This is a genomic window from Gorillibacterium massiliense (assembly GCF_000455485.1).
Lineage (GTDB): Bacteria > Bacillota > Bacilli > Paenibacillales > NBRC-103111 > Gorillibacterium > Gorillibacterium massiliense.
On record NZ_CBQR020000080.1, the window covers coordinates 1 to 25,762 of the forward strand.

The window sequence follows — 25,762 nt, forward strand, 5'->3', positions numbered from 1 at the left end:
ATAATGAATCTTAAGCAGGCATGAGTATTGGCTGAGTACTTTCTGAAAGTTAGCTAGCCAAAAAAATAAATGACTTCCAAATGACTTAAGCTAATGCACCCTGAACGTTCAGTAAGTTCTTCAAACACAAAAAGACGGACACCCATAATAAAGCAGCGTTCGCCTTTGTTTGATCGGTTTAGAGAGCCTTATTTTTGAGATAACATTTCGTCGATTATAAATTTTCTGATATCGGATGGCACCGGTATCTCTTTCCACGTTCCCCCGCCATCCGTCGTCTCCCACATTCGCCCTATCTTCATCTGGCCGTTACCGTCTTCGGATAAATCCCCATAGACATATCCGATTTGACTATTTGCAAAATATGGGAATATCTTTCCATTCGAAACCGATCCTTTGGGAACATCGCCTCTGTAATGCCACGTCCGCCCCGCATCGGGGGAACGATACACGACTGTTCTCTCTTCTTCACCAAAATAGCGAACCGTCAAAACTCCTTGCATGAGCTGATAGAAAGCCGGTTCTCCCACCTCTTTACGCGCTTCTTCATAGCCTTTAGGTGGAGGAATGTTGACGATGTTCCAGGTCATCCCTCCATCATTCGTGTGAAGCAGTTCATCTCCATCATCCTGGGTATTTTTTGCACCCACAAACCACTCGTCGGAGTTTAAAACCGTCATCTCATTGGGGAAGTTATCCCTATCCACCCATTCGGGCTTAGTGATTTGCGCTTTCGTCCACGTCAATCCCCCGTCGCTTGTTCGCAGCAGCTCCGCTTCATGGCCGCTGTCACCCCAATGGGTCAAATAACCGTGGTACTCATCGTAAAAGTAAAGAAAGACAGAGCTTTCCGGAGTAATTTTACTGTTCCCGGCACTCATCTTGATGGGAATGGACTCTTTGGTCCACGTTTTCCCTTTGTTAATCGTCTTGTAAATATAATCCTCATTCGTTGATAGATACCAACAAATATTTTCATTTAGGCTAAAATAGACCGTCTTGAATTTTTCTTTGTTTTGAAGCGGGGGGATGACTTCGGTCCAATGTTTCGCTCCATCTTCGGTATAACCCAATCTTCCATCCAGAGTCATGCCCCATCCTTTCTCTGTGCTATACATACTGAAGGGGCCAGGAATAAAGTCATCAGCAGGACGGAGTGTTCCCGGAATCGCCTCCGATTTAGTTCCGGTTGAAACCGAAGAGCTTAATGGAGCTCCAGATACCTGTGAAGCCGAATTCGATTTTTCATGGTTATCCCCTCCGACCATTTGAATCCCCACTATCCCTGCAACCAATACCATCAAAACCGCTACCGCAGCCAACTGCCACCTCCAGCGCCTCCATATCGGCGGCATTCCGGCAAGCGCCTCTTTGCGAATACGAGCGGCTAATGCCGGTGTAAACGTCTTCTCCTTCAGCGGCTCGCTCGCCATCCTGTCATACCACTCCGGCTTTTCGGTGTTCATTGGCTCTTCCCTCCTCCAACTTCGCAGTTACCCGGGCACGGGCCCTGTGCAGCCTGGATTTTGCCGTCCCTTCAGAAACGCCCAGCATATCTGCGATTTCTTTCATGCTTAACTCCGATTTGATTTCCAACAAAAGCACCTCTCTGAACTTAAGGGGCAGCGTCATCACGGCATGCCAAATTTCATCGCTTGCCAGCTTGCCGAAATACGCGCTTTCCGCTGAAGGAGTCGTCTGACTCTCTCCGGGAGAACTCGACACAAAGACTCGGCGGTAAAAAGCCGATCTGCGGGTGCTGTATGCCTGGTTGCGGGTCATTTTCAGGAGCCAGGTTTTCACCGTGCATTGTCCCCGAAAATGTTGAATTCCCCGGTATGCCCGCAAAAAAACCTCTTGGGTAATATCGTCTGTCAGATGCCGATCCCGTGTAATGAAAAACGCGTAATTCCACACGTCCTGTCCATGCTGCAGCATAAGCTCGTCAAAGGTTTGGGAATCCATTTCAGCCGCGAACGGCAAGTGTTCAAACTCCATCCTCTTCCCTCCTGACTAAACAGACTAAGTACATGGAAAAAAGTTCCCGTCTTGCGTGAAAAGGTTAAATCACAAAATAAAAAACGGATGCCACTATATCGAGCAGCATCCGTCATGTCTTATGCAGTTTGAAGTTGGATCCTTAGGGGAATACTTGGCCTGTATTCATCCGTGTGTCCCAAGGAGTGTGAGAGAAAGAGCCATGCGTCGAAACTTGAAGGAGCAAGCTGTACTAAACAACATGTCTACAATTGCCATGAGCAGCCGCGGTGAAATCCTCTCCATGACCATGAATGCCACTGACCGTGGCGGAATCCTGTCAACGTCAAGAGAGCAAGCCAGCCGAACCCGCCCTGGCCACATCCGATAATCCAAGGAGTTTGACATCTACAAGCCATCTACCCTCGGCTGTCCAAAATGATCGTCACCGGTCCCCAATTGGTGAGCTGAACGTCCATCATCGCGCCGAAAACGCCTGTTTCCACCACAAGACCATGCTCCCGCAGCATCCCGTTAAACCGCTCGTACAGCGCTTCGGCCACATCGGGTTTGGCGGCTGCCATGAAGTTGGGTCGCCTGCCTTTGCGGGCGTCTCCATAGAGCGTAAATTGGGAGATGGAAAGAATCTGTCCCCCGATATCCTGAACGGAAAAATTCATCTTCTCCGCTTCATCCTCAAAAATCCGCAAACCGGCAATCTTGTCCGCTAAAAAACGGGCATCCTGCTCCGTGTCCTCATGAGTAACGCCGATGAGCACGACGAGACCTTTTTCGATGCGGCCGGTTACGGCTCCTTCTACGGTTACCTGAGCTTCCTTACTGCGTTGAATGACGACTCTCACCTTAAGCAACCTCCGTGCTGTACCTGATAACACGATATTTCTCGCACAACCGATGCCCGTAAGGCGTTAATCAATCTCCTTACGTCTGCATGATCCGTTGAACGGAATAGACGTCCTTGATGCGTTTGATCTTTTCCACGACCTGGTGCAAGTGATCGATATTGCGAATCATGATGGTCATATGCACAAGAGCCATCTTGTTTTTGTCGGAGCGGCCCGATACGGCGGAAAGCACCGTTTTGCTTTCAGACACGGCTTGCAGCACCTCGTTCAGGAAGTTCCGCCGGTCATGGCCGGTGATTTCGATCTCTACGCTGTAGCTGGCCTCGACGGAATCCGCCCACTCCACTTCGATCAAGCGATTTTCTTCCTCTTCCTCTCCGTTGGGAATGTTCGTGCAGTCCGCCCGGTGAACGGATACGCCGCGGCCCCGGGTGATATAACCGACGATGTCATCGCCGGGAACCGGATTGCAGCAGCGAGCAAAACGAACCAGCAGATTATCCACGCCCTTCACTTGCACGCCGTGGGTCGGTCTGCTTTTTTTCTCGGGAGCGGCTTTAACTTCCTTGATTTCATTGGTCAACTGCAGTTGGTTAGCTGCTTCCTCTTCCTTACGCAGCTTGTCGGTAAGCCGTGTTGCGATTTGCGCGGCAGTGATGCCGCCAAACCCGACGGCGGACAGCATATCTTCAATATCGTTAAAATTGAATTTCCCTGCCACTTCCAGCATCTTGTCGTCGGTCATAGCAACCGCAGGCTCGAAGCCCATTCGCTTCAGCTCGCGTTCAATGCTCTCGCGGCCCTTCTCCACATTTTCTTCCCGCTTCTCTTTTTTGAACCATTGCTTGATTTTGCTGCGGGTATGGGTGGACTGGGCCAGCTTCAGCCAATCCTGGCTGGGCCCGTAGGAATGTTTGGAGGTCAGGATTTCGACGATATCGCCATTTTTCAGCCGGTGATCCAATGGAACGATGCGTCCATTGACCTTGGCTCCGATGGTGCGGTTTCCGACTTCCGTATGAATCCGGTAGGCAAAATCCAGCGGAACGGAACCGGCAGGCAGCTCGATCACTTCTCCTTTTGGCGTAAAAACAAATACCAAGTCGGAGAAAAAGTCCATTTTCAGCGATTCGACAAATTCCGATGCGTCTCTCGTCTCGCTTTGCAATTCGAGAATTTCCCGAATCCAGTTCATTTTATCCTCAAAATTGCCGGTTGGTACAGGAGCCCCTTCCTTATATGCCCAGTGAGCGGCGATCCCGAATTCTGCCGTACGGTGCATTTCCCAGGTGCGGATTTGCACCTCCAACGGCTCGCCGCTAGGTCCGACCACGGTTGTATGCAGAGACTGGTACATGTTCGCTTTGGGCATCGCAATATAATCCTTGAAGCGGCCGGGCATCGGCTTCCACAAGGTATGAATAATGCCAAGAGTGGCATAGCAATCTTTGATATTATCGACAATCACGCGAATCGCAAGCAGATCGTAGATTTCGTTGAACTGCTTGTTTTTTTCCGTCATTTTATTGTAGATACTGTAAATGTGCTTGGGGCGGCCGGAGACATCGGCATCGATCCCCATCTCCTCCACCTTCGCTTTGATGGTTGCGCCGACTTCGGCGACGTACTGTTCCCGTTCCGTACGCTTTTTCTGCATCAGGTTGGCAATACGATAGTATTGCTGGGGGTTCAGATACCGCAGGGCGATATCTTCCATCTCCCATTTAATAGCGGATATACCAAGCCGGTGAGCGATGGGGCAAAAGATTTCCAGCGTTTCCTCGGCGATCCTCCGTTGGCTCTCTTCGGATTGATACTTGAGGGTCCGCATGTTATGCAGGCGGTCCGCCAGTTTAATCAAGATGACGCGGATGTCTTGGGCCATAGCCACAAACATCTTGCGGTAGTTTTCGTTTTGGTGCTCTTCCTTCGATTTATATTTGATCTTTTCCAGCTTGGTCAAGCCGTCCACAATGCTTGCGCACGTTTCACCAAACCTTTCCCGTACCTTCTCCAGGGAAACCGTCGTATCCTCCACCACATCGTGGAGCAAAGCCGCCACAATGGATTCGGAATCCATCTGCATATTGACGAGAATATCCGCCACCGCAAGAGGATGCTGGATGTACGGTTCTCCCGATTTTCGCCGCTGCCCTTCATGGGCTTGATCGGCAAACTCATAGGCTTCTCGGATACGTGAAAGATCTTGTTCTTTTATATAGGCCGAAGCTTTTCCGATCAGCTGATCAATGCCCATTGCCAGACCCTTTCCATTCTAAATAGTTTGAATCCATTATGACTGTCAAGCCGCACCGCGTCAAGGAATGTGTCGATTGAAGCGGGCAGGGTTTCCAAAACTCGGGATGAAGGCGCCTATTCCGGGAAAAAATACGGGTGTGAAGTGTATAAATTTTTCTAAAATGGCTACTAGTCACCGCATTTCAATTCTGATAAGATATCACAGAAGATTTGGATTTCGGCAAATTTCAACAATATTGGAGGAGGAGTTTTTTTGCAACGCGTCATCCAGGTGGACGAGCGTCCATCCCTCGCAGTCAGCATTCCGCTGAGTCTGCAGCATCTTTTTGCCATGTTTGGCTCGAACGTTCTGGTTCCAATCCTGCTTGGAATCAGCCCTGCAACCATCCTGTTAATGAACGGGATCGGCACTTTGATTTACCTGCTTATGTGCAAAGGTAAAATCCCCGCTTACCTGGGCTCCAGCTTCGCTTTCCTTTCTCCGGTAGGCGTCGTCATCGGCAAAATGGGTTACGAATCCGCCCTCAGCGGTTTTATCGCCGTCGGTATCGTCTTCATAATAGTCGCCCTCATCATCCAATATGCGGGAACGCGCTGGATTGACGTGATCTTCCCGCCGGCCGCCATGGGCGCCATCGTCGCCGTCATCGGTCTGGAATTGGTGCCAACTGCGGCTAAACAAGCCGGTTTGATCTCGGATGGGTCTCCCGATTGGAAAATGGACTCCACGACCGTCGCCATCTCCTTGATTACTCTCGGCACGATCATTCTCGGCAACGTGCTGTTCCGTGGTTTCCTCAAGGTTATTCCGATTTTGATCGGTTTGATCGTAGGTTATGTTATTTCCAGCCGATGGTTCTTTGATATCATCGATTATAAAGCCGTCGAGAAAGCAAAATGGTTTGCGGTTCCTCACCACTACACTCCCCATTTTAGCTGGACCGCCATCGGCATTATTCTTCCCGCCGCTCTCGTCGTCATTGCTGAGCACGTGGGGCACTTGATCGTCACCAGCAACATCGTGGAAAAAGATTTGGCCAAAGACCCTGGCCTCCACCGCTCCCTCATGGGCAACGGGATTTCCACCATTCTCTCCGGTTTGTTCGGCTCCACACCTAACACAACCTATGGAGAAAACATCGGCGTACTCGCCATTACGAAAGTATATTCCACATGGATCATCGGCGGTGCAGCCGTTCTCTCGGTCATTCTCGCTTTCTTCGGCAAACTGGCCGGCGTCATCCAGTCCATTCCCGATCCGGTATTGGGTGGTGTCTCCTTGCTGCTTTTCGGTGTCATCGCCGCATCGGGCATCCGGATGCTGGTGGAATCGAAAGTGGATTACAACAAACCGACGAACCTGATTCTGACCACCATCGTGCTCGTCATCGGCATCAGCGGCACCAAGTTCTCCTGGGGCAACTTCGAGCTGAAGGGCATGGGCCTCGCTACCGTCATCGCCATCCTGCTCAGCTTACTGTTCAAACTGTTTGAAGTAACCAAGATCAGCAACGATACGGAATAACAATCATGAAGGGCCTGCAAGAAGCGCCAAAACGCGCATTCTTGCAGGCCCTTTTTTCTATGCTTATTCCTGCCGCGTGCCCTTCCGCTTTATCGGAAACAACACTGTTCCGCCCTGCTCGTACTGAGAGAAAAACAAGTCGTAAAAGCCGTCCGAATAATCCGCTTCATACTCCGGATGCTTATTGAAGAAAAGCTCATCCTTCGCCCCCTCATAAAAAAGCGAGGGATTGTCGCTGTTTACCTGCATTTGATAAAAGCGCACATAAAGGCGGCTTGGACGGGTAACGGCAACCAGCGACTCAGGGGTATTGCTGAAGTCCGCCACCTGCCTGCCCATGAAGGAGGTCGTACCCTCCTCGGTCTGGTAGCCAAAGGATACATATTGCTGCAGTTTGAGTGCTCCCGCAGCTTCCCAATCGATTTCATTTTCCACAGCGAAGAGCTTGAACATACAGTCCATCCCTTCACCGGTGCAGCCGATGGCCTTGATTTCCGGCAATGTGACGATTTCCCAACCGACAGAATCGTATCGTTCTTCGTTGTTCTCCGGAATTTTCACCGGTTCATAGGCGGTTACCAACTCCCCGGTGCGATCGAAGAAATGATAGGGTTGAGCGTTTTTATCATAGACGTAGCCGCTAGCTTCCCGGAACCCTGTTTCGGCAAAGCAGGATAATGCGCTCTTCGCCGAATCATCCACCCTACGACTCCGTTTTCCGTAATGGCCGGCAGGGCAAATGCAGGTAACGGTGCCCGGCGGCAAAGCTTCCGGCAAGCTTTCCATATCCTCGACAACGACACCTATGATGTAGGTAAAATCGATGCCCGTTTTGACATCCGTCATCACTGCAACATAGCTACCGGGGTTACAGTTTGTTACCAAACGCTCGAGCAAATCGCACGTCCCATCCTTTATGTACCTTCTTACGGTTTTGACCATGTCCACCGAGGCGTCAGGGGTGTAGGCAACGCGAACGCCGACCACTTTCATCTCGTTCCGGTAAACGATGCCGGTTTGATCATCTACTGCTTTTATCAATGTTTCTTCCGGGGTTATTCTCTTTCTCATCTGTTCCGCAATGGCGATAATTTCCGGTTTTTTCTTGGGGCTATAGCTTTGCGGGGAATGGCCGGAATCGAACTTTTTGGCGGTACTCATCGCTTCACTCTCCTTTATCACCCACAATATCAAAATGGGCGCCTGCCGTATTGTCCCTTTTTAACAAGTTTACGGGTGCATACAGGGTCATTCGGATCCTACTTTCGTCTAAGCTGGCATCCCGGCTTTCATAGAGGGCGAACAGCATCTGGTCCTCACGATAAAAACCGTTAAGCTTCAGCCAACTGTCCAAATGTTTCGCATGCATGCGAATATCGCCCCAACAATTGTCGCTAATAGAAGCATAGATCCCCGCCGGGTGCCGGACAATTTCAACCTCCTGGCTATGAGGCAACCCCGTTTGCTCCTCCATCATGACCCCACAGGTGTAACCATCCACACCGCTTACGGCGACATAAAATACAGCCGCATCCTTAAGCCAGGGAGCGCAAGCGGATATGTAGCCCATTACGGTTTCAGCGGCATCCTTCTCGGCGCCTGGCCCCGACTTTTTGCTGACCAAAAAGGTCATCGCCGGCGTTTCCCGCAGGACAACGGTCCGATAAGAAGGTTTCTTTTTTACGGGTAACAGCAGCCTTAGCTTCGGAATCTTCATTCCTCTTAAGATAAACTCTTCCAGATAATCCCCATCATCCAACATGAACATGCTGAAACTCAGCCAATGGTTGTATAAGTAATTCCAACCTCTTTCAATCCTATCCTCGCGATTATCCACCGTAACGGAAGCGAAAACGGCTGCCACTTCCTCCATAACGCTAACCTCAAGAAAATCGCTGCCCCTCAACCTGTCCAGGCATTCAGTCATCTCGCTTAGTGGAGCAAGCATCAGCTCATAACGGTAGCCTGCTGTTTCCGGTTTACCGTTCCTGCCGAATAGCCGCATACGCCCCGGCCAGTCTCCATCATCGCTTTTGTCACCCAGGAGCGCTCGCAGTTTCGCGATCGCCCGATTTTCGATTCCTTCTTCCCGGAGATCGTCATAGCTAACCCGGATCACACGGGGAATGATTTCGGCAGCCACTTTTACTGGAAAGCTTACCAGCTCGTTAATCGTTGGATAGAAGCCAAAATGAAGCTCGTTGTGCCGATATTCAAGGGGAGTTACCCCGAGTACGCTCTTAAAGTGCTTATGAAACGCCTGTTGGGTTTTGTAGCCATGGGTGAGGGCAACTTCCACCAGGGAGACATTGGTATGCTTCAACATGGCGCAGGCGTTGGAAAGCCGCTTTTTTCGTATGTATTCCTTGAGAGAGTGGCCGGTGCAAACGTAAAAGTCCCGATATAGCTGCATGAGCGAGACCGATCCCGCCTTTGCTGCCATTTCAAGATCGATCTCTTCTCCGTAGCTCTTTTCGATGAATTCCGTCACTTTCGTGATATACCCGTATCGCTCCACGAAACTCCCGCCGATCCATAAAATAAAGCACCCTCCGCTTGACGATAGTCAAGAGAAGGGTGCGAACAACATCAATATTTCATCAAGGAAAAGACTTCAATGCCTTCCAGCTTGTCGCGGCCGTTCAAATCCTCCAGCTCAATGAAGAAGGCGGCGCCGACGATCTCTCCGCCCAGTTGGCGAATGAGGTTGACGGTCGTGGCGATGGTACCGCCTGTCGCAAGAAGGTCATCGGCGATGAGCACTTTTTGCCCGGGACGGATAGCATCGCTGTGCATAGCCAGCTTGTCTTTTCCGTATTCCAGCGAGTAGCTCGCTTCAATGCAGTCATAGGGCAGTTTGCCGCTTTTGCGAATCGGAATGAAGCCGGTGCCGAGGGCATAAGCGAGAGGAGCGCCGACGACAAAGCCGCGGGCTTCCGGACCTGCCACCAAATCAATTTCTATGTCCGCATACTTCTCTTTTAACGCGTCGATAGCCGATTTATAAACCGGTCCATTTTGCAGAAGCGTCGTAATATCCTTGAAACTGATGCCCGCTTGGGGAAAATCTTCGATTACGCGAATGTGTTCTTTGTAGTTCATGCCTGAACCTCCGTTACGGATTGGTTATCTTTATATGCATTTAAAAGAATGCGCGTTAATTCCTTAGAGGAAGTATACATTAGCTCTTGTTCCGCCTCACGCCATTTAAGCCGCCGCTTGTATCTACTTGAGGTCGTCAGATCCCGTTTGACCGCAGCCGGAACACAACGATACCCGCCGCTCCATCGTTCTACCAATGATAATTCCTCAAACACTTCAATAATAAACGTTACCATGTCTCGGGACAAGCCTGATCTCGCGCTAAAATATCCGATGACGTCTTTATGCCCGCCCTGATACCGGTCATCCGGTTTCAGCAGCATCGAATAAACCTGCTTGAACATATCACGAGTCGGCACGACGCCTTCCGGCTGCGATTCACGAAACACTGCATAGATGCGCTCCAGACCGATGGATTGATGAAGCAAACGGCTGAGTTCTTCCAACGAATCGGGCATGGAATAGAGAATAAGGTCCTGCACTCGATCAAAGGTAGGTTCTATTGGGTCGTGTTCTGCCTCGCTTGAACGAACCCCCTCTACACATTTCATGGTCCCCGACGAATCAGGAGCCCAGAATGTGGTGCCTGCTGGAAGCGGCAATCGCCCCGCCTCCTCCGCTTCGCTTGAGCTCGACACAACTACTCCGCAAAGAGGAGCTGAACGGTTTAAACCGCGGGAATCGGCGGCAGTGAGCGTACTCCAGCGCGGATCTGTATCCTTCGCACCGCGCCAGTCGAAAACCTGCCGTTCTGCAATCCGCATATCCTGGATGATGATTTGTGCCTTGCGGCTGCCGTTCCATTCGTTGATGGACAGCTCTCCGAGAATATCCATGCGCGCAGCATCCGATATCCGGTGAACTAACTGGCTGCGACTGAATCCGACAGCATCAAAAGCAGAAGCCCTGTTTTCCGACGTCCTCTGGGAAACCGATAGCTTGAGATGCCGGTTATCTTTTCCCATCGTCCGCTTCTCTAGCACGTGGAGTCCCGTGAAGACGAACCGCGGCGACGGATTGCCCATCCCGAAAGGCCCCAGCTTCTCCAAAGATCCAATCCAGCCCATAGGATCCTCGCTTAAATCGACCGTCATATCCGCGTGCAGAACCGGTATGTAATCCTCCTCGCTCAGCCATTCAGCAGCAAGCGTCTGCAATTCGGCCCGGAATCGATTAAGGTTGGCCGCTTCCAAAGTCATGCCCGCTGCGGCCTGATGCCCTCCATAATGGTCCATCATCTCCGCGCAGTGGGTCAGCGCCTTGTACATATCGAAACCGGGGATGGAACGAGCCGAACCTTTGGCAAGCCCAGTCTCCGGATTGATACTTAGTACAAGAACAGGACGATAGTACTTATCCACCAGTTTGGAAGCGACAATGCCGATGACGCCGACATTCCAATTCTCCTTCGCCACAACCAGCACTTTTCCAGATCCGTCGGCAATGGCAGACTCGGCAATGGCTGCAGCCTCGACGAAAATTTCGTCAACGATCCGCTGACGTTCTTTGTTCAGATTGTCCAAAGCTGCCGCAACCTCTTCCGCTTCCGGCTTGCTTGCCGTTACCAAAAGCCGCACGGCGTCATCCGCCGCTTCCAATCTGCCGCTGGCATTAATACGCGGTGCAATGCCGAAGCCGATATTGCCTGCTGTTACCTTTTCGCGGTCAACACCTGCCACATCCAGCAGCGCCCGGATTCCGGGATTGGCAGTTACCCGCATATGGTCTAGTCCAAGTTTGACGATAGCCCGGTTTTCCCCTGTGAGCGGCATCAAATCCCCAACCGTACCGATAGCCGCAATTTCCAACAGCTCAACCGGGATGCGACCTAAAAGAGCCTGAGCCAGTTTGAAGGCGACACCTGCACCAGCAAGATGCTTGAACGGATAAGGACAACCAGGTTTCTTCGGATTGACCACTGCACAGGCAATGGGCAATTCCTCCGGAGGCTCATGGTGATCCGTTACCACCACATCCAAACCTAAGGAAGAAGCATACTCCACCTCCACCTTCGCGCTTATCCCCGTGTCCACGGTAACCAGCAGGGAGACACCTTCCTCTTTTGCCAGCTCCAGTGCGCCCCGGTTCAGTCCGTACCCTTCGCTTACGCGATGGGGAATATAATAATCGAAATCGGCATCTAGCTGGCGAAAAAGAAAGATCATAAGGGCGACACTGCTGACGCCGTCTGCATCATAATCACCATAGATACGGATTTTTTCATGACGTTCCAGCGCGAGACGAATTCTTGCTACCGCCTCGTGCATGCCATCCAGAAGGAAAGGATCGTGAAATTGCCCGCTTCCCACCGCCAGAAACGGAGCCGCCTCTTCAGGCGTCCGAAAACCGCGTGCGGCAAGCAATCGGGCCAGCATCGGCTCAAGCCCCAAGCTTTCGGTGAATTCCCGAACGACGCTTTCATCGCTCGAGCCTATCGTCCATCTTGCTTTAGCAGGCAGCATATGGCGTTCCTTTCTTGTGCGTAATCGTGAGTGGGAACCCTATTCATTCAGGAAAAAAAACCGCCGTTTTATAAAACGGCGGTAGGCTTTGGAACCTTGCTTTTCTGCCTCTTGTTATTAATGCTTAGCAGGAGCCGCGGCTTTTGGAGCATTGAGCGAACCTTTTTTCAACCAAGCCCAGATTGGGCTGGCTATGAAAATGGAGGAGTACGCTCCGCAAACGAGACCAATCAGAATAGCTAAAGAGAAGTTGCGGATCGATTCACTGCCCATGAGGAACAACAGCAAAGCGCCAATCAAAACCGTGAGAACCGTATTGATGGAACGGGTCATTGTTTGAGAAACGCTGTGGTTGACCAGATTCGTCAGATCCTTATAGTTCTTTAACTTAGCAAACCGCAGATTTTCACGGATCCGGTCAAAGATAACGATCGTATCGTTGATGGAATAACCGATGATGGTCAGCACCGCCGCCACGAAGGTCAAGTTGACCTCCCAGCGGAAGATGGAGAACAAACTGATGACGATAAAGGCATCGTGCAGCAGGGCAATGATCGCCGCGATACCGAAGCGCCACTCGAAGCGGATGGCCACGTAAATGATGATACCCAAGCTGGCGATTAATACGGCGTAAATCGCTTTGTTCACCAATTCCTTGGCCAAAGAGGTATCAACGGTATTTTCTTCGATCTTTACGTTCTCTCCGAAAGAAGTGTTGAATCCTTCGCGAATCTTGGTAATGTCTTCTTTGGTCAAAACGTGATCGTAACGGATGGAAACCCGCTCGCCTGCCGGTGTGACGACGCCGCCAGGTTGTCCGGCACTCTTCATGATTTCTGTTACTTTCGCGCCATCTACCTGCTTGCCTACGGTAATATCCAGGTTCGTCCCGGCGTTGAAATCGACACCGGTATGTAGACCTTTCGCCAGCAGGAAGACCAATCCGATAATCGTAATGGCAATGGAAATGGTAAAGAAGATTTTGCTCTTCCCCATCACGTCCAATTTAATGCGGTAATCATAACGCATGGATTTCGTCCCCCTTCACTCCAAATAAAGACGGCTTCTTCAGAACGTTGGAGCGAATCAGCATTTGCAGCAGCCAACGAGAAAGTGCAACGTTGGTCAGCAAGCCTACCAGAAGGCTGAAGATCAGCGTAAGAGCAAAGCCTTGTACGGTGCCTGTACCGAGGAAGTACAGAACCGCGCTGGCCAGAATCGTCGTAATGTGCGCGTCGATGACAGTCTTAAGCGATACTTTACCGCCGGCACGATAAGCGGACATAATGCTCTTGCCGCTGCGGATTTCTTCTTTGATCCGTTCGTCGGTAATAATGTTGGCATCGACGGCCATCCCGACCCCGAGAATGAAGGCGGCGATACCCGGCAAAGTCAAAGTGGCGTTCATCAGGTTCAAGACCAATAGTAAGAGCCATGCATAAACGATGAGCGTAAAGCAGGCCAGCAAGCCCGGAACATGATAAAAGAAGATCATGAACGCCAAAATCAAAGCAAAAGCGATAAAACCGGCAATCAGCGTCTCATGAAGGGAAGCCTTCCCGAGGGTCGCATCAACGGCATTGGTATATTTTTCGCTAAGTTTCAACGGGAGGGCGCCCAGGTTGATGATGTCCCTGTATTCTTGGGCTTCCTTCAAGCTATATCCCGTAATGATAGCGGTTCCTTCTGTCATCCGACCGTTTACAGTAGGACTTGTCAAAACCTTATCATCAAGAACGATGCTCATCGGTTGTCCGGTCAGTTTGCCCGTAACGTCGGCAAATTTTTCTTTATCCTTGACTTGGATTGAAATAACCGGTCGATTGGTTTGATCGTAAATGATCTTCGCGGCGTTCGGCACAAAATCGCTGCCGTTCATCACAACGTTGTTTTTCGAATCGCGGAACGTGAGTTCAGCAGGCTTTTGCAGCATGTCCCGCACCTGATTCGGGTCTTGCACGTCAGCCAAACGCACACGGATGCGGTTCTTTCCTTCCGTAGTGATGCTGGGTTCAGCAATCCCTGACTTGTCCACCCGTTTTTCAAGGCTGTTTGCTGTTTCGATCAACGAGCCATGGGTAACTTCTTGTCCCGCTTCCAAAGGCGAAGCTTCATACAGAATTTCAAAACCGCCCTTCAAATCAAGCCCGAGCTTGACATCCTTGACGATGTATGGAGCACTAATGCCCATACCCGCCAGCATGATGACGATAACGAGAAGAAAGACGGTAAAGCGTTTTACGTCCATCGTGCCTTTTGCTCCCTTCAGTTTGCAATAGTCCTATTATACTCGTGCGAAAAAAAACCGTCAATTTCCAAGGGTTGGATAATGGCGGGCGAAAAAAAAGAACCCCCTTCTCCCGAGGTTGCTGCTTCAATGACTGACCCCGATATAAAAATATCGCGTCAAAAGGATTCGCCTTTGTACGCCTGCATCGTCATCCAATTCATATAGTCCGTCGCTTTCAGCGAATAGATGTCATTGACTAGCTGGTGCAAACGGGGAAAGCCGGTTTTGCGGTATTTTGCATCTATGCATTGCCAAATATCCTGGGGTGAAATGTGATTATAACCCAGGAGCTTGAACTCTTCCGCTTTGCTTTTGCATAAATGCTCTACAATCTCCTCGAACTTCTGGCTGTCCATACCGTACTCCCGCTCTTCCTCCAAATGAAGCACCTCCTTCAACGAGACGTTTTCAGCCGATGAATCAGTTAACCATATTCGCCATAAACCGCGAAAATCCTGCAATGTGCATGTAAAAAAAGAGATAGGAGCATGAACAGGGACAGGTTCTGCACATCATGCTGTAGGTGCATCGGACAACAACAGCCGCGGAAGGATGGATCAAAAGTGAGCAGCAGAACCAAACAAACCTTTATGCAGGGAGCGATGATTCTGCTGGCGGCGGGTGCCGTCAACAGACTCCTGGGCTTCATTCCCCGCATAACGCTGCCAAGGGTTATCGGCGCAGAAGGAGTCGGCTTGTATCAGATGGCTTGGCCTCTGCTCACCGTCATTCTTACGCTGGTTACCGGAGGAATTCCTTTAGCGGTCGCCAAGCTGGTCGCGGAAGCCGAATCGGAAGGCAATACCCGTAAAATACGTCAGGTACTAAGTCAGTCTCTAACTCTCACGGTTACCATGGGATTTGCGCTAGCCGGATTATGCCTAGCGGCGGCGCCTATCATTACGCGTACCCTGTTTACGGACGAGCGTGTTCTTCACCCCTTCCTGGCCATGCTTCCCATCGTGCCCATCGTCGGTGTCTCTTCGGTTTTTCGCGGCTATTTTCAAGGCAAACAAAACATGATTCCTACCGCCTCCTCTCAAACGGCGGAAACCATCAGCCGGATTGCTGGCATGCTTATTCTTTCCTATCTTTTGCTTCCTTATGGAATCGGATATGCGGCTGCTGGGGGGATGCTTGGAACGCTGGCCGGCGAAATCGTCGGAATGGCGGTTATACTTGCCCATTACCGATCCCATGTGAGGAGCAGAACCAACTCACCCGAAAACTCTCTGAAGCAGCTTCAGGAACCGCCTTACGTGGCGGCCAAAAGCCGGAGAGCAACATTTCGCAAGCTGATCCAAATCACAACACCGGTTACCGCCAGCCGTCTGGTCGGCTCCTTCTCTTACTTTTTCGAATCCGTCCTGACCGTTCAGAGTCTCGCCATCGCAGGCGTGGCTACAGCCGCCGCTACTGCCCAATATGGCGCGCTGCAGGGCATGGTTTTGCCTGTCTTGCTGCTGCCCGGCGTTTTGACTTATTCCCTCTCCGTCTCCCTCGTGCCTTCTTTATCCGAGGCAGCGGCGAGAAACGATATGGTGACAATTCACAAACGGCTGCATCAATCCATCAAGCTGGCTCTCGTCACCGGAGCGCCTTTTGCCGTATTTATGTACATATTGGCCGATCCTATTTGCTACTACCTCTATCATAACAGCGAAATCGGCGTCATGCTGAAGATGCTTGCTCCCGCCGCCGTTTTCATCTACTGTCAAGGCCCGCTGCAGGCGACGCTGCAGGCGCTGAACCGTCCGGGTACCGCCCTTGTCAACACGTTGATCGGCTCCATAATCAAACTCGGTCTCATCTACTTGCTTGCTGCGAAACCGACTTTCGGCATCCTCGGGGCTATCATGGCGATCATACTCAACACGATGATTGTGACGGTGCTGCACTGGAACAGCGTATCCAGATTGCTGCGGTTTTCCTTGCCCAGCAGCGTCTTTATGAAAACGGCTTTAGCCTCCGCCGCTGTCGCCTTCTTCATCAAGGTAATTATGACTACAACGGTTCTGGGCACTCCCTTTTTCCGCTTCTCCCTTTCTCTTGTTGCGGGAACGCTTATCTATCTGGCTGCCATCCTTCTGTTCAGGCTGGTAGACCGGGATGATCTGCGAAAGCTGCCCATGCCGCGGTTCACCAAAAAATAAACGTTCATCCGTCCCGCTCAACCATTCATATTCAATCCTCGTCCGCATAGGATGTTTAGTGTAGATGGCTTATCCCACTTTGCCAATCAAGGAGGATTCCCCATGGATATGAATGTCAGTGATAAAATACGGATCGTCCCCTCCGTGCTGAAAGGCACGCTGTATGCGTTTATCGTACTGGCTCTGTGCGCGCTTGTTTTTTCCCTGCTGCTGGTCCTCACCAATCAGTCTGAGGATTCCCTAAAGCGGTCGGCTTACGCCATTCATGCCCTCGCGGCTTTGATCGGCGGCTTTGCCGCAGGACGCAAATCCGGGGCCAAAGGCTGGTCCGCCGGAGGCATTACCGGGCTCATTTACAGCATCATCCTCTACCTGGCTGCCTTCCTCGGCGCCGACCGGGATTTGAACTTGCAACTGCTCTTCTTCGCGGCGGGAGCCTTCGTTGCCGGCGCCCTCGGCGGCATGTTAGGCGTTAATACGAAAAAAAATTAACGGGGTTTCGTAAATAGATCAGAATACGCCGGAAAAAGCGAAAAACCGAGCCCGTCGATTGCCGACGCCGCTCGGTTTAAGTTTGTTTATCTGATCTTACTTTTCTTTGTCATCCACAACAGCCGACGAAACGACGCTGCTGATTGCGGAGCGATTAAACGTCATCTTAGTCGCATCGTTAACCCGGATCACGACTGTCTCATTGTCCAGTTCCATGATGGTGCCGTGAAGCCCTCCAATGGTGATGACCTTATCGCCCTTCTTCATGCTGCTTTGCATGGTATTCGTTCGCTTTTGCCGCTTTTGCTGCGGGCGCAGCAAAAGGAAATACAGCGCTACAAACATGATCGCTATGTATACAAAGGATAAGTAGCCGCCGCCACCGCCGCCACCGCCGCCACCGCCGGTATCAGCTGCCAGTAATTGCACGTGGTTCATTGTTTCCCCTCCTTCCTCTCATCTCATCTTAGAAGCCGCTGGGATTGTCTTTCATTCCATACTTATCGAAAAATTCATCCCGAAAATCCGCCAAGCGATCTTCTGCAATCGCCTGCCGTACCTTAGCCATCAGATCCAGAAGAAACTGCAAATTATGATACGTCGTCAAGCGAAGGCCGAAGGTCTCGTCCGCCTTAATCAAATGACGAATATAGGCCCGGGAATAATTACGGCAAGCATAACAGCTGCACTCGGGATCCAAGGGACCGAAATCGTCAAAATGCTTGGCATTGCGAACAACGAGCCGACCCTGACTGGTCATAACCGTGCCGTTGCGGGCAATACGCGTCGGCAAGACACAGTCGAACATATCGATGCCGCGTATCGCTCCTTCGATCAGGGCGTCCGGAGAGCCCACTCCCATCAGGTAGCGGGGTTTGTTCGCCGGCAAGAGCGGTACGGTGTAATCCATTACTTCGTACATCAACTCTTTAGGTTCGCCTACACTAAGGCCACCAATAGCATACCCCGGGAAATCCATGGAAGTCAACTCGGCGGCGCTTTGCTTGCGCAAATCTTCATACATGCCCCCCTGGACGATAGCAAACAGCGCCTGGTCGTGAGGACGGGCATGGGCTTTTAAGCAGCGCTCGGCCCAGCGGGTCGTTCGTTCCAGCGATTTCTTGGCATATTCATGCTCAGCCGGATAGGGCGGACACTCATCGAAGGCCATCATGATGTCGGAGCCGAGGGCGTTTTGGATTTCTGTCGCCACTTCCGGAGAGAGAAATAACTTGTCCCCATTCAAATGAGATCGAAAATGCACGCCTTCTTCCGTAATCTTGCGCATTTCGCTCAAGCTGAACACTTGAAAACCGCCGCTGTCGGTCAAAATCGCCCGATCCCAATTCATGAACTTGTGCAAACCGCCTGCCTGCCGGATCAGCTCATGCCCGGGACGCAAAAACAGATGATACGTATTGCTGAGGATGATTCCGGCGCCCATCTCTTTCAGTTCTTCCGGGCTCATGGTCTTGACCGTCGCCTGGGTACCTACCGGCATAAAGCAGGGAGTATCGATGACACCGTGAGGAGTGTGCACACGCCCCAACCTAGCTCCCGTCTGTTTGCAGGCTTTAATAAATTCATATCGAACAGCAGCCATAGGGACTGTTCCTCCTTCATGAACAAAGCTTATTCCTAGTAAATAAACATCGCGTCGCCGAAGCTGAAAAAACGGTACTGCTCGCGGACCGCTTCCTCATAGGAGCGCAATACCGGTTCTCTTCCGGCCAGTGCACTCACCAGCATAATGAGGGTGGACTTGGGCAGATGAAAATTGGTAATAAGAGCATCCACCAATCGGACGGGTATGCCGGGATAGATAAAGATGGAGGTCCAGCCTTGGCTGGATTTGATCTTCCCATCCCGTTGTCCCGGCTGCAAGCCGCATTCCCGGGCTACGGTCTCCAATGTCCGGGCAGAGGTCGTGCCGACGGCAACAACCCTTTTGCCTTCAGCCCTCGCAACGTTAATTACATCCGCCGTTTCTTGAGACAGATGATAAAATTCCTCGTGCATCGTATGTTCTTCGATCCGATCGGCAGACACCGGCCGAAAGGTGCCTAAGCCGACATGCAGAGTGACATAAGCAAGCCGGATGCCTTTCTCGCGGATTTGTTCCAAATACTCTTCCGTAAAATGCAACCCGGCCGTCGGAGCTGCAGCTGAGCCTTCGTGCTTGGCGTATACCGTCTGGTAGCGTTCTTTATCCTCCAGCCGCTCCTTGATGTAAGGCGGCAAGGGCATCTGTCCGAGACGGTCGAGAATTTCGTTGAAGATGCCGGCATACTCAAACCGGAGAATGCGGCCGCCCATCTCCCCTTCCTCTTCAATCACAGCCGTAAGATGAGGATTCGTAAGGGAACTGCCCGCAGCTTGCTCCGCGTTTTCGGATGCCGGGTCATTTTCAGCAACGCCTGTTCCGAACACGATTCGCGCGCCTTTGTGCAATCTTTTCCCCGGCTTCACCAAAGCCTCCCAGCGGTCTTCGCCCAAATTTTTCAAAAGCAAAATTTCCGCCTTCGACCCGGTGTCGGCCTTCAAACCAAAAAGCCGGGCTGGAATTACCCGCGTGTCGTTCAACACGAGTACGTCCCCGGCTTCCAAATAATCGATGAGATCAGAAAAGCGGTGGTGCCCGATTTCGCCTGTTGCTTTGTTCAGCGTCAGCAGCCTGGATTCCGTGCGGTTGGCCAGAGGCGTTTGAGCAATCAGTTCATCGGGCAGGTGAAAATCAAATAAATCAATATCCATTCCATTCATCCTTGTATTACTTGATAGTTGTTCCTGGGTAGTAGTAGCTCAAAATATCCATGTAGCTTCGGCCATCCCGCGCCATTTGGGCGGCGCCGTCTTGGGACATGCCCAAGCCGTGACCGTACCCGCTGCCACTGAAGAGGAACTTCTGGTCAACGGAAACCGGGCGAACGGCGCCGGTACCGTTTAACACTAGCATCTCCGAAGCGGGTTGGGTTTTGTTACCCGTGCCGGTAAGCACGTAGGGAACTCCCGTGGTAACCGGATATTCGGAGCTTGCTCCATTCGCTCCCAGAATAGTATACCTTCCGGTTTCTTCAATATCAAACTTCGTGCTCCTCAAGCTGCCAAGCATAGTACGGAAATTATCCGGATAAGGCATGGTAAAAGGAACTCCATCCAGCTTCAGACCGGTCACTCGGCCAGATGGGCCGCGTGACAGCACTTCGATGGTCTTCACGCCGGAGACTGCAGTCGGCAAATATTTATTGAGGGAAGGAACGAGCTCCTGGGCGCTGGACAGCCATTTCCAAGTGTATTTGGTGGATTCGATGGCTTGTCCGATGACCGCCACTCGTGTACCCGTATTCAACTGGGCAATTGTAGCCTGTTCAGTGGATGGCGATGGGCGCAAATTGGCTCCATCTTCCGTCGTCTCATAGTAGGGAAGATTGGCCTTGCTTTTGACACCGGTATCCCTGAGCAAATCGGACCTTATATAACCACTGATCCCGTTGTCCGTTATGACCCGGTACCACGTCAGCTTACCTACGGATGGAGCCGAGTCGGGGCTTGTAACCGACGTGAGATAAGGCAGAGACGATCCCCACACCTCCGCTCCGTCGGAGGTCATTCCCCCGGCGTTGGCATAGAAGAAGGTTTGCGCCAAATCATTGCCGTAATAGACCAACTGCCCCTTCGTAGCGTCCACGCCATCCGTCGATTGTTGGGCTTCCTTGCCGAAATACACCTGATCCAGGGTGCTGTCGGAAACGTTAGCGATGCCGTATTTGTTTCCTGCAGCCATTGCGTAAGTACGAGCAATGACAGCTTGGGCTTTGATCGCTTCCGCCGGCACGTTGGGCCCGATTTCGGAATAGACGACGGCGTAGAGGTAATCTTCAAAAGGAAGTTCATTCACTACGGCCAGTTTCCCGGAAAAAGATGACAGTTCAAAAGCACCGCGGTAGGAAAGCTGCTTTTCCTTCACGGTCAGCTTGCCCGTATCGGTGGTGATCCATACTTTTTGCCCGGCGGCATCCGCCGGATTGAGCAAGTAAAAAGCCGTACCGCCGGAAGCGGTCAAGCTGGCATCGGTCTTCCGAATGAGATAAGGCGCATCGGTATTCGCGACAGCGAATGAGAGACCGGGAGAAAGCGCTGAAGCCTGGGCTTTGAGGCTGTCCAGCTCTGCCTGGCTGGCTGATCCGCCAAACCACAGCTTATAAATAGCGTTGCCTGCAGGGTTGTTCGCACTGACGTTGTCCTGAACGACCAGTTCCGTGGCTACGCCGGCTTGAGCAAGAATGCCCTGACGGGTCACTGCCTCTTGTTCAGTAGCATAGGAAGCAACTTCAGCAAAGAAGTTACCGGTTAATACGGTCTTATCTGTATAGGTTGCGAAAATCGGACTTTTCAGCAGGGCAGCCTGTCCTTGTGCTCCTTCCGTGCTGCTGGCATAATCGCCGGAGAAAATTTGGTAAGCCGGCTTGCCTTTGAGCGAGAACACGAATAGTACAGGCGACTGTTTGGCGTCCGTCAATTGTTGATAAAGTGCTTTGGCTTGATTGTAATCCGTTGCAATCGGCCACTGAATCCGGGTTTGGTTTAGTCCAAAGCGGGTTTCGCCAGTTGCCGAAAACCATGGACGTACCCCTCCCGCCGCCGTTTTATTGCCAACTTGAATGGCGCCTCCCGAATTAAACGCTACGGAAGGAATGGTCTTCAAACTTTTATTTAGCATATAAAAAGCGACACGGATATTGGCGGGTACGGAGGTCTCGGCATGAGCGATCTGCGACACGGAGGAAAAACCGATCGGCAGCTGAAGGAGTCCGGCTGTCAACAATGACCACACAGCCAGCTTACGCTTGTTTTTCATGGAAGAATCCCCTTTGCTTATGGTGATAAATGGAAAGAAGCCGTAAAAATGCAAGCAAGCAATTGAACTTGCCCCTATGAACTTGACCATAATTTCCCGGCTGCTGAAAGGTTAGACTCCTTCCTGCTCCAAAAGTTTCGATTATTCGACACGCCCTGGACAGACGGATAACGTTCTATGAACGTTCTATCATTTCACAGTTCCCAAGACGCTTGATTCCCGCCTGGGCCTTCATTGGCCTGACGGGGTGGTTCCATTCCGAGATGGGCGTATGCCCGGTGGGTCACAGTACGGCCTCGCGGAGTGCGCTGGAGAAAGCCGATCTGCAGCAAGTACGGCTCGTATACATCCTCGATGGTTTGGCTTTCTTCCCCGATGGTAGCCGCGATCGTATCAAGGCCGACAGGCCCGCCTTTGAAACTGGTAATGATCGCTCTCAGCAGCTTGTGATCAATCTGGTCCAGTCCAAGATCGTCCACCTGGATCAGCTTAAGCGCCGCTTTTGTAATATCCAGGGTAATCACACCGTCGCCCTTGACTTGGGCATAATCCCGAACCCGCTTCAAAAGCCGGTTTGCGATCCGCGGCGTCCCCCGGGAGCGCCGGCCGATTTCCCTGGCGGAATCGCCGACGATCTGCACCTGGAGGATGTCCGCCGAACGGCTGACGATAAACTCCAGCTCATCGTCCGTATAATATTCCAGTCGGCAGACAACGCCGAACCTGTCCCTTAGCGGCGCGGACAACAGCCCTGCCCGAGTGGTTGCTCCAACCAAGGTGAAGGGCGGAAGGTCCAGCCGAACGGAGCGGGCACTGGGGCCTTTTCCAATGATGATATCCAGTGCGTAATCTTCCATAGCCGGATAAAGCACTTCTTCGACGGTGCGATGCAGCCGGTGAATTTCATCGATAAACAGCACGTCGTTGGGCTGCAGGTTTGTAAGAATCGCCGCCAAATCCCCCGGCCGCTCGATGGCCGGTCCAGAGGTGGTGCGGATATTCACGCCCAACTCGTTAGCGATGATATTCGAAAGCGTCGTTTTGCCGAGGCCGGGGGGCCCGTACAGCAGCACGTGGTCCAGTGCTTCCTTCCGCTGCTTGGCTGCCTCGATGTAAATCTTCAAATTTTCCTTGGCCTGTGACTGGCCGATATATTCACCGAGATAACGGGGACGCAGGCTTAATTCCATCCCCTGGTCTTCCATCATCAAATTAGCCGATATGATGCGGTCTTCCATTTGATTCCCTCCTTGAAACCGGCGCTTAGTTCGCTTCATCAGAATTTATAAGTTTGCCACTGTACATAGCCTGATTGCGCTACAGTAAACGCCGCACTTCTTGTATAACGGCGTCAGCCGCTTATCCTTGTTATTACCCTTGCATCATCGCTTTTAACGCCAGTTTGATGAGGGCGTCGGTGCTTTCGCTGCCTTCGGCCAGCTTCTGTACCGCCGGGCGAATGCGGTCCACCTCTGCTTCCGTATAGCCGAGAGCCATCAGCGCCATTTTCGCTTCCGTCCAGGGCGCGCTAGCCGGAGCACCGGAGGCTGCCGCTTGCGGCGCGCTCGCCAGCAAGGTGTCCAAGCCGCCTACGGAAAGATCAGACAGCTTGTCCTTCAAATCCAGCACGATGCGCTGAGCGGTTTTTTTGCCGATCCCGGGCAGACGAGTCAGAAAAACGATGTCTTCCTGATAGATAGCCGACACGATGGCGTCCGGCCGTCCAGCCGATAGAATGCCAAGGGCAACCCGCGGTCCGACGCCGCTCACATCCAGCAGACGGCGGAACAACGACTGCTCTTCCCGGGTAGGAAAGCCGAAGAGCAAAATGGCATCCTCCCGAACGTGATAGTGAATATACATCGTCAGCTTGGAGCCTTCGTCGGTCGTAAGACCATACGGATTCGAGCAAAATACTCGGTACCCCACCCCATTTACGTCAATCACCACATAATCGTTTTCCCGGTGGGCTAGAATCCCTTTTAAATAATCGATCATGGCTTATACACCCCGTTGATTTTATCCAATAATGTATGGGAATGGGCATGACAAATGGCGATAGCCAAAGCATCAGCCACATCGTCAGGCTTAGGGACGGCTGCCAGATTCAAGTACCGGCGCACCATCTCCTGCACCTGCTTTTTCTCCGCTTTGCCATATCCGGCGATGGCTTGTTTGACCTGCATCGGCGTATACTCGCCGACTGGAAGTCCCTTCTGCACCGCCGCCAGCATAAGAACGCCACGGGCTTCGCCTACGGTTAAAGCCGTTGTCACATTCCGGTTGAAAAACAGCTTTTCCATCCCTACCGTATCCGGCTTATACTTTTCAATCAAATGAACCATGGAGTCATAGACGTCCTTGAGCCGGGTTCCCGGATCGGTGTGGGCTTCCGTCTGAATACTCCCGTACTGCACCGGCACTAGCCGGCTCCCTACTTTATCGATAAACCCAAACCCGACGATAGCAATCCCCGGGTCGATCCCTAATATACGCAAATAACTCTCTCCCATCGGATAGTAACGTGGATAAGCGGCTGACGGCGACATTGCGCCCACAAAGTGATGATCGTCCTAACAAAGCTTTTTCAAATACTTTGCGGGGAGCCCCGAGCATCGTACGTGCGACGTTTACCGTAGCGGCATAAGGCAATGAATAGTGAAACTTAAACTATCTTATATAGGAACATATGTATGCTTTTCATTATACCAGAATGACTCGCGAAAAAGCACTGCAAATCTAACGGCCGCAAAATGAACAAACCCGGCATCAAATGGGATGTTGCTCCCATCCAGCCGGGTACTCATGCATGGTATAAGGTTTTGGCATAGAGGCTACTGCTTCTCTCGCAGCTCATCAGAAGCGGCATAATCGCTGAAGGTGGACAGAACACTGTTAAACTCTGCCATATCCGCTACCCTTATTCCACCTTGCAGTTGGGACCATACGCCGGCAGGCAAACTGCTTTTCATCTGCTCAACGTTAAGCTGGAAAAAGGTACGAATCACCCGTTCCTCGTCCGGCTGGCCATCGAACAGAGTTAGATTGCCCTGACGATCAACACCGAAATAAGCGCTTTTCTTGCAATGAGGCGACAGATCGTCAACCGTCCGGGAAAAGAAGACGGCATTTCCCCCCGACATAACTGGAACAAACTCAGGATGCTGCTCGGCATATTTTACGATAGCGGTTGAATCCATCAGGCCAAGAGCCTGATCTTCTTCGCCGCATATATAGTTTGTTTTAACGGTCACCTGAAAATAACCGGTACGCTGACGAATTGCCTGCAGAGTATCAGATGGGCTTTTATTCCCTATCTTCTGCTCCCATCCCGGAGTCTCCTTGCTATCCAAGAGGAAGGTTGCCGCCGAGGTTGAAGCAAACACGGTCCCAGCTGTTGCTACATGCGCAAGCAGGATCACCGATCCAAGGGAGAGCCATCTTTTTTTAGAACGCAGCTGTTTCTTCAATTGCTTGAACAGGTTGGAAAAGCCCATGGTGAATTCCCCTTCTTCCGCGTTTTTTCTAGCTTTTCCCGGAAGAAGGGGAACTATGCGATATATGGCGATTATCTATAAGGGTTCAGCCATGGGATATTGTCTTGGGTTTGTCTGCCTAATCCGCTTTTCTCCACAACCTGGTGAGAATGCAGGCGGGCTTTCGGGCCTGTTTTTCCGGTCCGGTTTTTAGAAGAGCCGGTTTTTGCAGTGATCTTTCCGCTCGTAGTTTCCTCGCTTTGACGAGCGGCCGCCCCATCTGCTGAAATTATCGCCTCTTC

At 51.6% G+C, this 25,762-nt stretch carries 24 protein-coding genes; 4 read left to right on the forward strand and 20 right to left on the reverse strand.

Translation table 11 applies throughout. From position 1 onward, the window contains the following. Positions 1–188 precede the first annotated feature (188 nt). Positions 189–1,466 carry a YCF48-related protein gene (locus TJ79_RS09445; RefSeq protein WP_040950059.1) on the reverse strand — a complete coding sequence of 426 codons (1,278 nt, stop codon included), beginning with the start codon at positions 1,464–1,466 and terminating at the stop codon, positions 189–191. Next, positions 1,438–1,998 (reverse strand): RNA polymerase sigma factor, encoded by a 561-nt coding sequence (locus tag TJ79_RS09450; RefSeq protein ID WP_040950060.1) that lies wholly within the window; start codon positions 1,996–1,998, stop codon positions 1,438–1,440. The genes TJ79_RS09445 and TJ79_RS09450 overlap by 29 nt, the downstream gene beginning before the upstream one ends. A gap of 202 nt (positions 1,999–2,200) precedes the next feature. Between TJ79_RS09450 and TJ79_RS27145 the strand changes: the two genes are divergently transcribed. After that, positions 2,201–2,368, forward strand: a complete 168-nt coding sequence (locus tag TJ79_RS27145) for a hypothetical protein (RefSeq protein WP_155987828.1) — start codon at positions 2,201–2,203, stop codon at positions 2,366–2,368. Between the two features lie 28 nt (positions 2,369–2,396). Here TJ79_RS27145 and dtd read toward each other — a convergent pair whose 3' ends face one another. Together dtd and TJ79_RS09460 are read right to left on the reverse strand one after the other, a co-directional pair. Further along, the gene (gene dtd / locus TJ79_RS09455; RefSeq protein ID WP_040950061.1) at positions 2,397–2,840 is read right to left on the reverse strand and encodes a D-aminoacyl-tRNA deacylase; all 444 of its coding nucleotides are present in this window, start codon (positions 2,838–2,840) and stop codon (positions 2,397–2,399) included. A gap of 79 nt (positions 2,841–2,919) precedes the next feature. Continuing rightward, positions 2,920–5,100 carry a RelA/SpoT family protein gene (locus TJ79_RS09460; protein ID WP_040950062.1) on the reverse strand — a complete coding sequence of 727 codons (2,181 nt, stop codon included), beginning with the start codon at positions 5,098–5,100 and terminating at the stop codon, positions 2,920–2,922. A 255-nt stretch (positions 5,101–5,355) separates the two neighbouring features. Here TJ79_RS09460 and uraA point away from each other — a divergent pair, with 255 nt between their 5' ends. Further along, positions 5,356–6,627, forward strand: coding sequence for a uracil permease (gene uraA, locus TJ79_RS09465; protein WP_040950063.1), 1,272 nt, complete (start codon positions 5,356–5,358; stop codon positions 6,625–6,627). A gap of 63 nt (positions 6,628–6,690) precedes the next feature. Here uraA and TJ79_RS09470 read toward each other — a convergent pair whose 3' ends face one another. The 7 genes from TJ79_RS09470 to TJ79_RS09495 all read right to left on the reverse strand — a co-directional run bounded on the left by TJ79_RS09470 (position 6,691) and on the right by TJ79_RS09495 (position 14,861). After that, positions 6,691–7,788, reverse strand: a complete 1,098-nt coding sequence (locus tag TJ79_RS09470; protein ID WP_040950064.1) for a GyrI-like domain-containing protein — start codon at positions 7,786–7,788, stop codon at positions 6,691–6,693. Positions 7,789–7,792: 4 nt separating this feature from the next. Then, the gene (locus TJ79_RS09475) at positions 7,793–9,145 is read right to left on the reverse strand and encodes a helix-turn-helix transcriptional regulator (protein ID WP_040950065.1); all 1,353 of its coding nucleotides are present in this window, start codon (positions 9,143–9,145) and stop codon (positions 7,793–7,795) included. Between the two features lie 71 nt (positions 9,146–9,216). Next, a complete protein-coding gene (locus tag TJ79_RS09480) occupies positions 9,217–9,729 on the reverse strand; it encodes an adenine phosphoribosyltransferase (protein ID WP_040950066.1) in 513 nt (170 codons plus the stop codon). Continuing rightward, positions 9,726–12,191, reverse strand: coding sequence for a single-stranded-DNA-specific exonuclease RecJ (recJ, locus tag TJ79_RS09485; RefSeq protein WP_040950067.1), 2,466 nt, complete (start codon positions 12,189–12,191; stop codon positions 9,726–9,728). The genes TJ79_RS09480 and recJ overlap by 4 nt, the downstream gene beginning before the upstream one ends. A 117-nt stretch (positions 12,192–12,308) precedes the next feature. Further along, positions 12,309–13,220, reverse strand: coding sequence for a protein translocase subunit SecF (gene secF / locus TJ79_RS26610; protein ID WP_081756805.1), 912 nt, complete (start codon positions 13,218–13,220; stop codon positions 12,309–12,311). Beyond that, positions 13,210–14,439, reverse strand: coding sequence for a protein translocase subunit SecD (gene secD, locus TJ79_RS26615; RefSeq protein WP_081756806.1), 1,230 nt, complete (start codon positions 14,437–14,439; stop codon positions 13,210–13,212). The genes secF and secD overlap by 11 nt, the downstream gene beginning before the upstream one ends. Positions 14,440–14,597: 158 nt before the next feature. After that, on the reverse strand, positions 14,598–14,861 hold the full coding sequence (locus tag TJ79_RS09495) for a post-transcriptional regulator (protein ID WP_420319382.1): 264 nt from the start codon (positions 14,859–14,861) through the stop codon (positions 14,598–14,600). A 210-nt stretch (positions 14,862–15,071) separates the two neighbouring features. On the opposite strand from TJ79_RS09495, the gene spoVB reads away from it, so the two are divergent. Next, entirely contained in the window at positions 15,072–16,634 is a 1,563-nt protein-coding gene (spoVB, locus tag TJ79_RS09500; protein ID WP_040950075.1) for a stage V sporulation protein B, read from the forward strand. 102 nt (positions 16,635–16,736) lie between these two features. Next, the gene (locus TJ79_RS09505; protein WP_052339430.1) at positions 16,737–17,126 is read left to right on the forward strand and encodes a TIGR04086 family membrane protein; all 390 of its coding nucleotides are present in this window, start codon (positions 16,737–16,739) and stop codon (positions 17,124–17,126) included. Between the two features lie 96 nt (positions 17,127–17,222). Here the strand turns inward: TJ79_RS09505 and yajC are convergent, their stop codons facing one another. The 9 genes from yajC to TJ79_RS28080 all read right to left on the reverse strand — a co-directional run. Next, positions 17,223–17,564 carry a preprotein translocase subunit YajC gene (gene yajC / locus TJ79_RS09510; protein ID WP_081756809.1) on the reverse strand — a complete coding sequence of 114 codons (342 nt, stop codon included), beginning with the start codon at positions 17,562–17,564 and terminating at the stop codon, positions 17,223–17,225. 28 nt (positions 17,565–17,592) lie between these two features. Then, entirely contained in the window at positions 17,593–18,729 is a 1,137-nt protein-coding gene (tgt, locus tag TJ79_RS09515; protein ID WP_040950068.1) for a tRNA guanosine(34) transglycosylase Tgt, read from the reverse strand. 35 nt (positions 18,730–18,764) lie between these two features. Beyond that, positions 18,765–19,880: a tRNA preQ1(34) S-adenosylmethionine ribosyltransferase-isomerase QueA gene (queA, locus tag TJ79_RS09520; RefSeq protein WP_040950069.1), complete on the reverse strand. Its 1,116-nt coding sequence runs from the start codon at positions 19,878–19,880 to the stop codon at positions 18,765–18,767. A 16-nt stretch (positions 19,881–19,896) separates the two neighbouring features. After that, on the reverse strand, positions 19,897–21,984 hold the full coding sequence (locus TJ79_RS09525) for a SpoIID/LytB domain-containing protein (protein WP_162162938.1): 2,088 nt from the start codon (positions 21,982–21,984) through the stop codon (positions 19,897–19,899). Between the two features lie 194 nt (positions 21,985–22,178). Beyond that, positions 22,179–23,222, reverse strand: a complete 1,044-nt coding sequence (gene ruvB / locus TJ79_RS09530; protein WP_052339432.1) for a Holliday junction branch migration DNA helicase RuvB — start codon at positions 23,220–23,222, stop codon at positions 22,179–22,181. 133 nt (positions 23,223–23,355) lie between these two features. Then, on the reverse strand, positions 23,356–23,982 hold the full coding sequence (gene ruvA, locus TJ79_RS09535; protein WP_040950070.1) for a Holliday junction branch migration protein RuvA: 627 nt from the start codon (positions 23,980–23,982) through the stop codon (positions 23,356–23,358). Next, on the reverse strand, positions 23,979–24,482 hold the full coding sequence (ruvC, locus tag TJ79_RS09540) for a crossover junction endodeoxyribonuclease RuvC (RefSeq protein WP_040950071.1): 504 nt from the start codon (positions 24,480–24,482) through the stop codon (positions 23,979–23,981). The genes ruvA and ruvC overlap by 4 nt, the downstream gene beginning before the upstream one ends. Before the next feature lie 336 nt (positions 24,483–24,818). After that, positions 24,819–25,481, reverse strand: a complete 663-nt coding sequence (locus TJ79_RS09545) for a BofC C-terminal domain-containing protein (protein ID WP_040950072.1) — start codon at positions 25,479–25,481, stop codon at positions 24,819–24,821. A gap of 71 nt (positions 25,482–25,552) precedes the next feature. Beyond that, positions 25,553–25,762: hypothetical protein (locus tag TJ79_RS28080; protein ID WP_040950073.1), on the reverse strand; the 210-nt coding region annotated here is incomplete at its 5' end.

Excerpts from the sequence above, each read along its gene's own strand:
- yajC (WP_081756809.1), bottom strand. The coding sequence starts at position 17,564 with ATGAACCACGTGCAATTACTGGCAGCTGATACCGGCGGTGGCGGCGGT.
- recJ (WP_040950067.1), bottom strand. The coding sequence starts at position 12,191 with ATGCTGCCTGCTAAAGCAAGATGGACGATAGGCTCGAGCGATGAAAGC.
- TJ79_RS09450 (WP_040950060.1), bottom strand. The coding sequence starts at position 1,998 with ATGGAGTTTGAACACTTGCCGTTCGCGGCTGAAATGGATTCCCAAACC.
- TJ79_RS09445 (WP_040950059.1), bottom strand. The coding sequence starts at position 1,466 with ATGAACACCGAAAAGCCGGAGTGGTATGACAGGATGGCGAGCGAGCCG.
- TJ79_RS09470 (WP_040950064.1), bottom strand. The coding sequence starts at position 7,788 with ATGAGTACCGCCAAAAAGTTCGATTCCGGCCATTCCCCGCAAAGCTAT.
- secD (WP_081756806.1), bottom strand. The coding sequence starts at position 14,439 with ATGGACGTAAAACGCTTTACCGTCTTTCTTCTCGTTATCGTCATCATG.
- secF (WP_081756805.1), bottom strand. The coding sequence starts at position 13,220 with ATGCGTTATGATTACCGCATTAAATTGGACGTGATGGGGAAGAGCAAA.
- tgt (WP_040950068.1), bottom strand. The coding sequence starts at position 18,729 with ATGGCTGCTGTTCGATATGAATTTATTAAAGCCTGCAAACAGACGGGA.
- TJ79_RS09460 (WP_040950062.1), bottom strand. The coding sequence starts at position 5,100 with ATGGGCATTGATCAGCTGATCGGAAAAGCTTCGGCCTATATAAAAGAA.
- TJ79_RS27145 (WP_155987828.1), top strand. The coding sequence starts at position 2,201 with ATGCGTCGAAACTTGAAGGAGCAAGCTGTACTAAACAACATGTCTACA.
- TJ79_RS09505 (WP_052339430.1), top strand. The coding sequence starts at position 16,737 with ATGGATATGAATGTCAGTGATAAAATACGGATCGTCCCCTCCGTGCTG.
- TJ79_RS09480 (WP_040950066.1), bottom strand. The coding sequence starts at position 9,729 with ATGAACTACAAAGAACACATTCGCGTAATCGAAGATTTTCCCCAAGCG.
- ruvA (WP_040950070.1), bottom strand. The coding sequence starts at position 23,982 with ATGATCGATTATTTAAAAGGGATTCTAGCCCACCGGGAAAACGATTAT.
- TJ79_RS09525 (WP_162162938.1), bottom strand. The coding sequence starts at position 21,984 with ATGAAAAACAAGCGTAAGCTGGCTGTGTGGTCATTGTTGACAGCCGGA.
- TJ79_RS09545 (WP_040950072.1), bottom strand. The coding sequence starts at position 25,481 with ATGGGCTTTTCCAACCTGTTCAAGCAATTGAAGAAACAGCTGCGTTCT.
- queA (WP_040950069.1), bottom strand. The coding sequence starts at position 19,880 with ATGGATATTGATTTATTTGATTTTCACCTGCCCGATGAACTGATTGCT.
- spoVB (WP_040950075.1), top strand. The coding sequence starts at position 15,072 with ATGCAGGGAGCGATGATTCTGCTGGCGGCGGGTGCCGTCAACAGACTC.
- ruvB (WP_052339432.1), bottom strand. The coding sequence starts at position 23,222 with ATGGAAGACCGCATCATATCGGCTAATTTGATGATGGAAGACCAGGGG.